Source organism: Dinoroseobacter shibae DFL 12 = DSM 16493 (assembly GCF_000018145.1).
Classification (GTDB): Bacteria; Pseudomonadota; Alphaproteobacteria; order Rhodobacterales; family Rhodobacteraceae; genus Dinoroseobacter; species Dinoroseobacter shibae.
On the sequence record NC_009952.1, the window covers coordinates 1,376,026 to 1,389,238 of the forward strand.

Here is a 13,213-nt window from a genome sequence, read left to right on the forward strand (position 1 = left end):
ATGGAATCGATTATCCTCTTTGCCCCCCTGGTCGGCGCGCTGATCTGCGGCTTCGGCTGGAAGTTCATCGGCGAGAAGGCCGCGCTCTGGGTCTCGACGGGCTTCGTGTTCCTTGCGGCGATCCTGAGCTGGTTCGTCTTCCTGACCTTCGACGGCACGACCGAGCAGATCCAGGTCCTGCGCTGGATCGAGAGCGGGTCGCTCGCCGCCGACTGGGCGATCCGGATGGACCGGCTGACGGCGATCATGCTGATCGTGGTCAACACGGTCTCGGCGCTCGTGCATCTCTATTCCTTCGGCTACATGGACCACGACCCCCAGTGGCGCGAGGGCGAGACCTACAAGCCGCGTTTCTTCGCGTATCTGAGCTTCTTCACCTTCGCGATGCTGATGCTCGTGACCTCCGACAACCTGGTGCAGATGTTCTTCGGTTGGGAAGGGGTGGGCGTGGCCTCGTATCTCCTGATCGGGTTCTACTGGCGCAAGCCGTCGGCCGGGGCCGCGGCCATGAAGGCCTTCATCGTCAACCGGGTGGGGGATTTCGGCTTCCTTCTGGGCATCTTCGCCCTGTTCTACCTGACCGACAGCGTGAATCTCACGGACATCTTCGCCGCCGCGCCCGAGCTGGCCGAGACCCAGATCAGCTTCCTGTGGACCGACTGGAACGCCGCGAACCTGATCGCCTTCCTGCTCTTCATCGGGGCGATGGGAAAATCGGCGCAGCTTTTCCTGCACACCTGGCTGCCGGACGCGATGGAAGGCCCGACGCCCGTCTCGGCGCTGATCCACGCCGCGACCATGGTGACCGCGGGCGTGTTCCTCGTGTGCCGGATGTCCCCGGTGATGGAGTTCGCGCCCCAGGCCATGACCTTCGTGACCTTCGTGGGGGCCACCACCGCCTTTTTCGCCGCGACCGTGGGCCTGGTGCAGAACGACATCAAGCGCGTAATCGCCTATTCGACCTGTTCGCAGCTGGGCTACATGTTCGTGGCCGCGGGCGTGGGGGCCTATCCGGTGGCGATGTTCCACCTGTTCACCCACGCGTTCTTCAAGGCGATGCTGTTCCTGGGCGCGGGCTCGGTCATCCATGCCATGCACCACGAGCAGGACATGCGCAACTACGGCGGTCTGCGCAAGAAGATCCCCTATACCTTCTGGGCGATGATGATCGGCACCCTTGCCATCACCGGCGTCGGCATCCCGCTGACGGGTTGGATCGGCTTCGCGGGCTTTGCCTCCAAGGACGCGGTGATCGAGAGCGCCTTTGCCGGGACGAACGCGGCGCATATGTACGCCTTCTGGATGCTGGTGATCGCCGCGCTGATGACCAGCTTCTACAGCTGGCGGCTGATGTTCATGACCTTCTACGGCACGCCGCGCGGCGACAAGCACACCCACGAGCACGCCCATGAAAGCCCCAAGGTCATGCTGATCCCGCTGGGCGTTCTGGCGCTTGGGTCGGTCTTTGCCGGGGCGATCTGGTATGGCAGCTTCTTCGGCCACACCGACGAGGTCGCGAAGTTCTACGGCATTCCCTATGCCGAGGAGCAGAGCGAGGAGGCCCATGCCGACGACGGGCATCACTATGTCTATGCGGGCCAGCCCGGTGAGGGCGCGGTCTACATGGCGCCCGAGAACACGGTCATGGCCGATGCCCATGACGTGCCGAAATGGGTGAAGGTCAGCCCCTTCGTGGCGATGCTGATCGGGCTGGGCCTGAGCTACCTGTTCTACATCCGCAAGCCGAGCCTGCCGGGCACCTTCGCCGAGACGCTCTGGCCGGTCTACAATTTCATCTACAACAAGTGGTATTTCGACGAGATCTATGACGCGGTCTTCGTCAAGCCTTCCAAGGCGATCGGCCGGTTCCTCTGGACCAAGGGGGACGGGGCGACCATCGACGGCGGCATCAACGGGCTCGCGATGGGGATCATTCCGTTCTTCACGCGGCTCGCGGGCCGGGCGCAGTCGGGCTACCTCTTCCACTATGCCTTCGCCATGGTGCTGGGCATCACGATCCTGGTCACCTGGATGATGATCGGGGGCGGAGCAGAGTAATGGACAACCTCCTTTCCATCATCACCTTCATTCCCGCGGTCGCGGCCCTGATCCTGGCGCTGTTCCTGCGCGGCGATGACGAGGCCGCGCGGCGCAACGCCAAGTGGCTGGCGCTGATCGCGACCTCGGTGACCTTCATCCTGTCGCTCTTCCTGCTGGCCGGGTTCGACCCGCAGGACACCGGCTTCCAGTTCGTCGAGGAACGCCCCTGGGTGCTCGGGCTGACCTACAAGATGGGGGTGGACGGCATCTCGATCCTGTTCGTGATGCTGACCACCTTCCTGATGCCGATCACCATCGCGTCGTGCTGGACGGTGGAGACGCGGGTCAAGGAATACATGATCGCCTTCCTGGTGCTCGAGACGCTGATGATCGGCGTGTTCACCGCGCTCGACCTGGTGCTGTTCTACCTGTTCTTCGAGGCCGGGCTGATCCCGATGTTCCTGATCATCGGCATCTGGGGCGGGGCGAACCGGATCTATGCCAGCTTCAAGTTCTTCCTCTATACCTTCCTCGGCTCGGTCCTGATGCTGGTGGCGATGGTCGCGATGTATGTGGATGCGGGCACGACGGATATCCCGACGCTGCTGACCCACCAGTTCGGCACGACCACGATCGAGGTGCTGGGCATCCACATCCTCGGCGGGATGCAGGTGCTGCTGTGGCTGGCCTTCTTCGCCAGTTTCGCGGTGAAGATGCCCATGTGGCCGGTCCATACCTGGCTGCCGGACGCCCACGTGCAGGCGCCGACCGCGGGCTCCGTGGTGCTGGCGGCGATCCTGCTGAAGATGGGGGGCTACGGTTTCCTGCGCTTCTCGCTGCCGATGTTCCCGGTGGCCTCCGACATCATGGCGCCGCTGGTGCTGTGGCTGTCGGCCATCGCAATCGTCTACACCTCGCTCGTGGCCCTGGTGCAGACCGACATGAAGAAGCTGATCGCCTATTCCTCCGTCGCCCATATGGGCTTCGTGACCATGGGGATCTTCGCGGCGAACCAGCAGGGCGTCGACGGGGCGATCTTCCAGATGATCAGCCACGGCTTCATCTCCGGCGCGCTGTTTCTCTGCGTCGGCGTGATCTACGACCGGATGCACACCCGCGAGATCGACGCCTATGGCGGCCTTGTGAACCGGATGCCGGCCTATGCGCTCGTGTTCATGCTCTTCACCATGGCCAATGTGGGCCTGCCGGGCACCTCGGGCTTCGTGGGCGAATTCCTGACCTTGGTGGGCGTCTTCCAGGTCAACACCTGGGTGGCCTTTGTCGCGGCCACCGGCGTCATCCTGTCGGCGGGCTATGCGCTCTGGCTCTACCGCCGGGTGGTGTTCGGCGACCTGATCAAGGAAAGCCTGAAGACGATCAACGACATGACCCTGCGGGAGCGGGCGATCTTCGCGCCGCTGATCGTGATGACGCTCCTGCTGGGCGTCTATCCGAGCCTTGTGACCGACATCATCGGCCCCTCCGTCGAGGGGATGCTGACCCAATACACCGCGCAGGTGGCGGCCTTCGTGCCCGACACCATGGTCGCCGGCACCGCGCACTGAGGACTGAGCCATGATTTCCCAAGATATCGCGATCGTGATGCCCGAAATTGCCCTGGCGATCTTCGCCATGGCCGGGCTGATGTACGGCGTCTACACGGGCAAGGACCGCACGGCGCCCCTGCTGGTCTGGCTGACCGCGGCCGTGTTCGTCGGGCTGGCCTTCTGGATCGGCATCTCGGCAGAGGGCGACCGCGTCGCCTTCGGGGGCATGTTCGTCGATGACAGTTTCGCGCGCTTCGCCAAGATCACGATCCTTCTGTCGGCCGCCGCGATCTTGGTGATGAGCCTCGATCACATGTCCAAGCTGGGCATCCTTAAATTCGAATACCCCATCCTGATCGCGCTCGCGGTGGTGGGCATGATGATGATGGTCTCCGCGGGCGACCTGATGGCGCTCTACATGGGGCTGGAGCTGCAATCGCTCGCCCTCTACGTGGTCGCCTCGATCCACCGCGACGACTCGCGCTCCACCGAAGCCGGCCTGAAATACTTCGTCCTGGGCGCGCTCAGTTCGGGCATGCTGCTCTATGGTGCGTCGCTGACCTATGGCTACGCGGGCACGACGCTCTTCTCGGGGATCATCACCACGGCGACCGAGGGCGAGATCTCCATGGGTCTGCTCTTCGGTCTCGTCTTCCTGACCGCGGGCCTTGCGTTCAAGGTCTCCGCCGCGCCCTTCCACATGTGGACGCCGGATGTCTACGAAGGCTCGCCCACGCCGGTTACCGCACTCTTTGCCACCGCACCCAAGGTCGCGGCCATGGCGCTCTTTGCGCGCGTGGTCCATGACGCCTTCGGCAACGCGATCGGCGACTGGCAGCAGATCGTCGCCTTCCTCGCGGTGCTGTCGATGTTCCTGGGCTCCATCGCGGCGATCGGCCAGACCGACATCAAGCGGCTGATGGCCTACTCCTCCATCGCCCATATGGGTTTTGCGCTGATGGGGCTGGCCGCGGGCACGGTCGGGGGGGTGCAGGCGATGCTGATCTACATGGCGATCTACGTGACCATGAATATCGGCACCTTCGCCTTCATCCTGTCGATGGAGAAGGACGGGGTCGCCGTGACAGAGATCGCCTCGCTCAACCAGTTCGCCAGCCGGGAGCCGACCAAGGCCATGGCGCTGCTGCTGCTGATGTTCAGCCTGGCGGGCATCCCGCCGCTGCTGGGCTTTTTCGGCAAGTATACCGTGCTGCTGGCCGCGGTGGACGGGGGCCTGACCTGGCTTGCCATCGCCGGGGTCATGGCCTCGGTGATCGGGGCGTTCTACTACCTGCGCATCGTCTACTACATGTATTTCGGCAAGGCCGACGACGCGCTCGAAGGCAGCATGCCGATGGTCCAATACGGCTTTCTCATGGCGTCCGCCGTGATCATGCTGGTGGGGATCGTCAATTTCTTCGGGGTCGAAGGCATGGCGCTGGCCGCGGCGGAATCGCTTGTCCGCTGACCTGCGCTGGCCTGACGGGGTCGCGAAACGCGTCCTGGGGGAGGTCGACAGCACCAATGCCGAGGCCGCAAGGATCGCCGCCTCCCTGACCGGCCCGACCTGGATCCTCGGCCTGCGCCAGACGGCGGCCCGGGGCCGCCGGGGTCGCGCCTGGGCCAATCCCGAGGGCAATTTCGCCGCCACCCTCGTGATGCGCCCTTTCGAGACCACCGATCAGGTTGCGCTCCGGTCCTTCGTGGCCGCGCTTGCGCTGATGGATGCACTGATCCTCGCCACGGGACGGCCTGAATCCGTATCCCTGAAATGGCCCAATGACGTGTTGCTGAATGGCGGCAAGGTGGCGGGCATCCTGCTCGAATCCATGGGCACCCAAGGCAACCTTACCCTCGCCATCGGGATCGGCGTCAACCTGATCGCCGCCCCGCCCGCCGACAGCGTGGAGCCCGGCGCGCTGCCGCCTGTGTCTCTGGCGGGCGAGACCGGGATCGAGATCGGACCCGAAGGCTTCCTCGACTTGCTCGCCCCCGCCTATGCCCGGCGCGAGGCCAGCTTCACCACCTACGGCTTTGCCCCCATCCGCACCGCTTGGCTCGATGCGGCCGCCCATCTCGGCGCCCCGATCCGCGCCCGCACCATGACCGAGGAGGTCCACGGCACCTTCGACGGGCTCGCCGAGGACGGCGCGCTGATCCTCACCACCGCCTCCGGCCGGCGCACCCTCCCGGCGGCAGACGTGTTTTTCTGAGAAACGAGAGGAGCAGCCCAATGCTTCTGGCCATCGACTGCGGCAACACCAACACGGTCTTCGCGATCCATGACGGCACCGACTTCGTGGCGGTCTGGCGCACCGCGACCGAGCACCAGCGCACCGCCGACCAGTACTATGTCTGGCTGCAAAGCCTGATGCAGATGCAGAAGATCGAGGTGGAGATCACCGAGGTCATAATCTCGTCGACCGTGCCGCGGGTGGTGTTCAACCTGCGCGTCCTGTGCGACCGCTACTTCAACTGCCGCCCGCTGGTGGTGGGCAAGCCCGGCTGTGCGCTGCCGGTGGATGTGCGCGTCGATGCGGGCACCCAGGTGGGCCCCGACCGGCTGGTCAACACCGTGGCCGGTTTCACCCAGTTCGGCGGCGACCTGATCGTGGTGGATTTCGGCACCGCCACCACCTTCGACGTGGTCGATGTGGACGGTGCCTATGTCGGTGGGGTGATCGCGCCGGGCGTGAATCTCAGCCTGGAGGCGCTGCACAACGCCGCAGCCGCCTTGCCCCATGTGGATATCTCCATGCCCGACACGGTCGTGGGCACGAACACCGTGGCCTGCATGCAGTCGGGTGTCTTCTGGGGCTATGTGGGTCTCGTGCGCGAGATCTGCGCCCAGATCAAGGCCGAGCGCGCCCGCCCCATGCGCGTGATTGCCACCGGCGGACTGGCTCCATTGTTCTCCCAGGGCGCGGAACTGTTTGACGCGTGGGTGGATGATCTGACAATGCAGGGGCTCGTGACGATAAACAGTTATAACAGAGAGGCATGATGGCAGAGCGGTTGATCTATCTTCCCCTGGGCGGCGCGGGGGAGATTGGCATGAATGCCTATGTCTACGGCTACGGTCCCGAGGGGCGCGAGCGGTATATCCTCGTCGATCTCGGCGTGGCGTTTCCGGACATGGACACCACCCCGGGCGTGGACCTGATCACGGCGGATGTGTCGTGGCTGGCCGAGCGCGCCGACCGGCTGGAGGCGATCTTCGTCACCCACGCCCACGAGGACCATGTGGGCGGCGTGAGCCTGCTGCATGGGCGGCTCAAGGCGCCGGTCTATGCGCGCGCCTTTACCGGCAACATCGCGCGCCGGAAGATGGAGGAAAAGGGCCTCGATCCCGACGAGGTGCGTATCGTCGGCGCCTGGCCGGAGGTGGTCGAGGCGGGACCCTTCAAGGTCTCCTACCTGCCGGTCTCCCATTCGATCCCCGAGGCCGCGGGCCTCGTGATCGACAGCCCGGCGGGCCGGGTGATCCATACCGGCGATTTCAAGCTCGACCCGACGCCCATCGTGGGCGAGCCCTTCGATCCCGACCTGTGGCGCGAGGTGTCGAAGGACGGGGTGCTGGCCCTGGTCTGCGACAGCACCAATGTCTTCTCGCCCAAGCCCGGCCGGTCCGAGGCCGATGTGGCACCCGAGCTGAAACCGCTGGTGGCCGAGGCCAAGGGCATGGTGGTGGCCACGACCTTCGCGTCGAACATCGCCCGCCTGCGCTCTCTGGCCGAGGCGGGCCGGGAGGCCGGGCGCTCCGTCGTCCTGCTGGGCCGCGCGATGAAGCGCATGGTCACCGCCGGGGTCGAAAGCGGCGTGCTGACGGATTTCCCGCCCACGATCCCGCCCGAGGCCGCGGGTGACATCCCGCGCGACAACCTGATGCTGATCGTCACCGGCAGCCAGGGGGAACGCCGCGCCGCCTCCGCGCAATTGGCGCGCGGCAAGTATCTCGGCTTCGAGCTGACCGAAGGCGATCTCTTCGTCTTTTCCTCCAAGACCATTCCCGGCAATGAAAAGGGCGTCGCCCGGATCATGAACGCGCTCAGCGAGAAGGGCGTGGACCTCGTGGATGACGAGGGCGGGCGCTACCATGTCTCGGGCCATGCCAACCGGCCCGACCTGCTGGAAATCCACAAGCTGGTGAACCCGAAGATGGTCGTGCCCATGCATGGCGAACACCGGCACCTGCGCGCCCATGCGCGCCTGGCCGAGGCCCAGGGCCGGCGCGGCATTCTCGCGCCCAATGGCGCCATGGTCGTGCTCAGTGGCAACAAGCCCGGCGTGGTGGAGCATGTCGAGACGGGCCGCACCTATCTCGACGGCTCGCTGCTGGTGGGGGCGTTCGACGGCGTGGTGCGCGACCGGATCAAGATGGCGCTCAACGGCCATGTGGTCGTGGCGGTGATCATCGACGAGGGCGACGACCCGATCGAAGACGCCTGGGCCGAACTGCGCGGCCTGCCCGAGATCGGCCAGAGCAAGGCCGATATGCAGGAGCTGGTGGAATACGAGGTGGGCCAGGTGTTGACCCGTGCCAACCGCAAGACGCTCGACGATGACGGGCGGCTGGAAGAGGCCGTGACCCGCGCCGTGCGCCAGGTCTGCGTGACCGAACTGGGCCGCCGACCGGAAGTCAGCGTCCTGATCTCACGTCTGATGGCCGAGTAGGGGCAGGGGCGGTTTGGCCGCCCGTCCGCGCCGGGGTCGATCCCCGGCGGGGACGGCGCCCCGTCTCGGGGCGACCGTCGCGCGGGGCTCAGGTCGTGGAGCGTTCCGAGAAGCTGCGCAGCAGGAAATCGGGCACGTGATCGCCCAGGCCCACCTGTTTGGGCCCGGTGTCGCGCGCGCGCCCCTTGCGTCCGCGCTGCGGCGTCTCGGTCTTGCGGGCCGCGGGCAGCACCGCGTCCGGGATCGGTGCCTCCTCGGCCTCCGCCACGGCGGTCTCCGCCTGGGCCGCCACGGGGGCCTGCGCGGGCGCGTTGGCCTTCGCGGGCTCCGGCTTGGTCCGCCTGCGGCTGCGCCGCTCCCGCTTCTCGGGCTCCGGGCGCTCTTCGTCCTTGGACCGGCCGCCCTGCGGGGCCGAAATCCCCGGCGCCTCGATCCGCGGGATCTCCAGCTTCACCAGGTCCTCGATCGCCGCCAGCAGCTTGTCATCCGCCGGCACCGCCAGCATCAGCGTTGTGCCCTTGCGCCCGGCGCGCCCCGTGCGCCCGATCCGGTGGACATAATCCTCCGCGTGGCTGGGCACGTCGAAATTGAACACATGGCTCACGTTCGGAATATCCAGCCCGCGCGCCGCCACGTCCGAGGCCACAAGGAATTTCAGCGTCCCGTCGCGGAACTGGTCCAGGGTCTTGGTCCGCTGGCTCTGCTCCAGGTCGCCATGGATCGGGGCGGCGTCATAGCCATGCTTGATCAGCGACTTCGCCACCACGTCCACATCCATCTTGCGGTTGCAGAAGATGATCGCGTTCCGGCACCCATCGCCCTCCCGCTCGATCAGCGCCCGCAGCATCTCGCGCTTCTCCTTGAAGGCGGTCGCCCGGTCCCGGCGGGACGGTTTGAACTGCACCAGACCCTGGGTGATCGTCTCCGAGGTCGTGGATTGCCGCGCCACCTCGACCCGCGCGGGGTTGCTGAGGAAGGTGTTGGTGATCCGCTCGATCTCCGGCGCCATGGTGGCCGAGAAGAACAGAGTCTGGCGGGTGAACGGCGTCAGCTGAAAGATCTTCTCGATATCGGGGATGAACCCCATGTCCAGCATCCGGTCGGCCTCGTCGACCACCATCACCTTCACATCCGTCAGGATCAGCTTGCCGCGCTCGAAATGATCCAGCAGCCGACCCGGCGTGGCGATCAGAACATCGACCCCCTTGTCGATCAGCAGGTCCTGTTCCTTGAACGACACGCCGCCGATCAGCAGCGCCTTGGTCAGCTTGGTGTGCTTGGCATAGATGTCGAAATTCTCTGCCACCTGCGCGGCCAGTTCGCGCGTAGGCGCCAGAACCAGGCTCCGCGGCATCCGCGCCCGGGCGCGGCCCTTGCGCAGCATCGTGATCATCGGCAGCGTGAAGCTCGCCGTCTTGCCGGTCCCGGTCTGGGCGATCCCCAGAACGTCGCGGCCTTCCAGGGCGGGCGGGATCGCCTCGGCCTGGATCGGGGTGGGGGTGTCGTACCCGGCTTCGGATATGGCTTTGAGAACCTTCGGATCGAGGTTCAGGTCGGAAAATTTTGTCATGTACGTCCATTGGTTACGGCATCGGGCCGTAGGGTGTTAGGACGCGTGCTCTGTGCGTCCTGCGAGCGGTTATCCACAAGGATATCCGCGTCATACCCGAATTAGATATTCCGGTCAAACGCTGCGCCGCCGCGGTCGCGGATAGCGCGGGTATGGCACGGGTGCTGCGCAAGTCTCCGGGTCAGTAACCCGAACGTCAGAAGCTGATGGAGTTCTCGATCGATTTTACGACCGAACCGACAACGCAGACCGGCTTGCCGTCAGACTAGCCTGCCGCCCGCGACCTTCTTCATGTTCACGCCACCGGCCAGGTCCGATGGCCTTCAGAGGTCATTCCGCGAGCAGCTTCCGAGCATCTTCTGCTCCCCTGAATTCAGCATCAAGTGCAAGAGCTTTTTGGATGAGGATGCGGCCTGCTTCGGCCTCTTCGGCTTCAATCAGAACCTGCCCGTGCCGGAAGAGTTGGATCGGATCATCGGAAGCTTCTGGCGTCAGAGAGTCGTAGAGCGCGAGGGCGGCCTCGGTGTTGCCGGCGGAAAATTCTGCCCAGGCGAGTGTCCTGTTTACCGAGATGTTTTCGGACGCTGTCCGATGAGCCAGCCGTGCAAGCTCCAATGCCCTGTCTGGGGCACGGTCAAACAAAAGGTTTGCCAGATTGTTGGCGGCAAGCCAGTTTGTTGGATCAAGCTCCAGTGCAGTATCATACGAGGTGATCGCGCTATCGACCCGCTCGAGCCTCTCGAGGACGAGTGCATGCCAGATGTGGTCGACGGCAGAGGCGCCGGGCTGGCTTGAAAGCACTCTTGCAGCGGACAGGGCCGCATCAAAATCATTCAGGCGATAAGAGGCCCTGAGGAGTCCAGAGTGGAATCCCATGATATCAGGCCACCTTTCGGCGCCTGCCTCGAACACTTCGGCAGCCCGGGCGTAGTCGCGCGTGACTCCGTACAGACTGGCGAGTTCAAAGGGCACTTGCGGATCATCCGGAAAGATCTCACGCGCGCCGCGCAATGTTTCTTCTGCCGCTGCAAACTCGGTTGCATTCAGCTGGGCGCGTGCCTTTAGCAGATACTGGGTCGAATTCTCGGGCGCGATGCGGATCGCCTGATCGAAATAGGCCGTCGCGGCTTCATTGTTTCCAGAAAGGAATTCAACTCGCCCGAGTGCAATTTTGACCTGGGAGTTTTCGGGATTTGAGGCCTCGAACCTCTTTAGGGTCTCCCGTGCGGCGGAAAGATCGTCCAGTGCCACCTGGAGGCGCGCGGTATTCAACGCGAAGGCGATATCCGAAGGGTTCGTTGCAAGAGCAGATTGATAGACGGTGATCGCTTCGTCCGCTTTGCCCCCAGCCTCTAACATCGCACCAAGCCCCTCGACCCCGCGCAGATCGTCCGGATTAATCTCGACGGCGCGACGATAAGCGGCCTCGGCATCGTCAAACCGACCCAGCCCGCGCAGCACATCTCCCTTGATGACCAAAGGGTCCGAGTTGTTCTTGTAACGCGCTGCCGCGGCGTCTAGGGCGTGAAGCGCACCGGAAGTGGACCCGTTTTTCACGCGGGCCATTCCCAACATGTGCCAGCCTTGTGGCGCGTCTGGTGCCTTTTCTGTCAGGCTGAGGGCTGCGGCCTCTGCGTCCTCGTACCGCTCCTCCCGCAAGGCGCTGGAGGCGTCTTTGAAAAGTTGGAGAAGCTCCGGATCCTTGAAGGCGTCAAGTTGCAGACTGCGCAGGATGCTACTCTGTTCCCGCTCCCTGGTCAGATCGTCAATCTGTAATGACCGGGCAAAGGCATCCTGCAATGAAAGCCCACCAATCAGCGTGCAGATCGTTATAGGAAACAATACCTTTGAAAGCCAGGAACCGAACATCTTGAGAGGCCTCGACAACTACAAAATTTGCCTGCCATTCTAGGTTCATCGCTGTGTCGCGTCCATGTCTGTTTTCCAAGGTTTTTCTCTATTCTTGCCGCTCAACGCTGGCTCCTGCGAGGGTGTTCGGAGACGGTCGAGCGCCGTTAATAAAGGTAAAAACTCTTTTAACTAAAGAGAAGTTGATGCATTGTGATCTTGGCGTCGATGTTGGTCGCCGGAGTGATGTGGGTAAATTTGATGTACTTTATTGAGCTTCGGACTCGGCTGAGGCGCATTACGTAACTACCGGTAGTATCTGGTCCTGTACCTTCTTTAGGAGGAAATCTTATGACTTTTCAACGCACTTGGCTGATGTCAGCCGGTATCGGTGCAGTCACAATTTGCCTCGGATCTGTCGCCATGGCCGACAGCATTGATCCGGCGACCTTCAGCGCCGAGCTGGCCGTGGGCGAGTCGGTAACCATTCGCAAAACCGTGACTGTGTCTAACGCCCCGCCGACAGCCGCAAAAATTGACGTTCACTTTCTTTTTGACACGTCCGGCAGCATGGGCGACGAAATCGTCGCAGCGCAAGCCGCAGCCGATGATCTGCTTGCCGAACTCGCAGCCTTCGGCGATGTGGCCTCCAGCGTCGGCGTCTATGCCGAGAATGCACGCCTCGCTCCGGCAGGCGCCGTGCCCGGTCGTGTGATCAACTCCGCGCTGACCACCGACGTGGTGGCTGGCTCTGCGGCAATTAATGCCGTCACGCTGAACGATCCGGATTTCGGTGACGATTTCCCAGAAAACGGCACGACAGCTGCGGAGCTCGTGGCGGAAAACGTCGAGTGGCGCGATGGCTCCACCCGCTTCGTCTTCATGTTCGGCGATGCAGGCTTCAAGACCAGCGATGCGGGCGAAGTCGATTTCGGAATGGACTTCGACGATTTCGACAATTTTGATGGCAACCCGATCTCGACCGTTGCCGACGCGGTGAGCGCGCTGGACGCCGAAGGCATCGAGCTTTTCGGTCTGTCCTATAGCAGCAGCTTCACCGCGGCCATCGAGGCCCTCGGCGGCGAAGCCTTCGCAAGCACGCTCGACCCGGCCGACATCGTGGACGACATCACGTCCGGGATCATTGCGGGCTTCTCCGAGTACGGCACGGTGACCGTCGATGATCTGGGCGGTGGCGATCCGCTGATCTCTGTCAGCACCGTCTGTGTGTCCGCAGATAGCGGCGCGTGCGTCGGGTCCGACGCCGTTGGTATGTTCGACCGTTCGGTCGAGCGCTCCTTCGAATTCGACGTGACCTTCACCCGCGATGCCGAAGGCCTTGCCGAGTTCGAAACCTTCGCTCTGGTCGACGGTGGCATTGTGGCAACGGAGAAGGACACCTTCACCGAGCCGAGCGCGATTCCGCTGCCTGCCGGTGCATGGCTGATGCTGGCCGGTCTGGGTGGCCTTGCCGCCACGCGCCGCCGCAAGAAAGCTGCCTGAGCGCAGCACGGACTGTGGAAACAGGAAAGAG

Annotated in this window: 9 protein-coding genes; 7 read left to right on the forward strand and 2 right to left on the reverse strand. The window is 63.9% G+C overall.

Annotation, left to right across the window (positions count from 1 at the left end; all coding sequences use genetic code 11):
• The 6 genes from nuoL to DSHI_RS06785 are packed head-to-tail and all read left to right on the forward strand — an operon-like array spanning position 1 to position 8,261.
• Positions 1-2,058, forward strand: a complete 2,058-nt coding sequence (gene nuoL / locus DSHI_RS06760) for an NADH-quinone oxidoreductase subunit L (RefSeq protein WP_012177999.1) — start codon at positions 1-3, stop codon at positions 2,056-2,058.
• Positions 2,058-3,605, forward strand: a complete 1,548-nt coding sequence (locus DSHI_RS06765; protein WP_012178000.1) for an NADH-quinone oxidoreductase subunit M — start codon at positions 2,058-2,060, stop codon at positions 3,603-3,605. Before nuoL ends, DSHI_RS06765 begins: the two co-directional genes overlap by 1 nt.
• A gap of 10 nt (positions 3,606-3,615) precedes the next feature.
• Positions 3,616-5,055 carry an NADH-quinone oxidoreductase subunit NuoN gene (nuoN, locus tag DSHI_RS06770; RefSeq protein ID WP_012178001.1) on the forward strand — a complete coding sequence of 480 codons (1,440 nt, stop codon included), beginning with the start codon at positions 3,616-3,618 and terminating at the stop codon, positions 5,053-5,055.
• Positions 5,045-5,800 carry a biotin--[acetyl-CoA-carboxylase] ligase gene (locus DSHI_RS06775; RefSeq protein WP_012178002.1) on the forward strand — a complete coding sequence of 252 codons (756 nt, stop codon included), beginning with the start codon at positions 5,045-5,047 and terminating at the stop codon, positions 5,798-5,800. Before nuoN ends, DSHI_RS06775 begins: the two co-directional genes overlap by 11 nt.
• Positions 5,801-5,820: 20 nt before the next feature.
• Entirely contained in the window at positions 5,821-6,591 is a 771-nt protein-coding gene (locus DSHI_RS06780; RefSeq protein WP_012178003.1) for a type III pantothenate kinase, read from the forward strand.
• Positions 6,588-8,261 (forward strand): ribonuclease J, encoded by a 1,674-nt coding sequence (locus tag DSHI_RS06785; RefSeq protein WP_044027664.1) that lies wholly within the window; start codon positions 6,588-6,590, stop codon positions 8,259-8,261. The genes DSHI_RS06780 and DSHI_RS06785 overlap by 4 nt, the downstream gene beginning before the upstream one ends.
• Positions 8,262-8,349: 88 nt before the next feature.
• Here DSHI_RS06785 and DSHI_RS06790 read toward each other — a convergent pair whose 3' ends face one another.
• Entirely contained in the window at positions 8,350-9,831 is a 1,482-nt protein-coding gene (locus DSHI_RS06790) for a DEAD/DEAH box helicase (RefSeq protein ID WP_012178005.1), read from the reverse strand.
• Positions 9,832-10,161: 330 nt separating this feature from the next.
• Positions 10,162-11,700 (reverse strand): tetratricopeptide repeat protein, encoded by a 1,539-nt coding sequence (locus DSHI_RS06795; protein WP_012178006.1) that lies wholly within the window; start codon positions 11,698-11,700, stop codon positions 10,162-10,164.
• A 402-nt stretch (positions 11,701-12,102) separates the two neighbouring features.
• Here DSHI_RS06795 and DSHI_RS06800 point away from each other — a divergent pair, with 402 nt between their 5' ends.
• A complete protein-coding gene (locus DSHI_RS06800) occupies positions 12,103-13,182 on the forward strand; it encodes a VPLPA-CTERM sorting domain-containing protein (protein ID WP_044027665.1) in 1,080 nt (359 codons plus the stop codon).
• Positions 13,183-13,213: the final 31 nt, after the last annotated feature.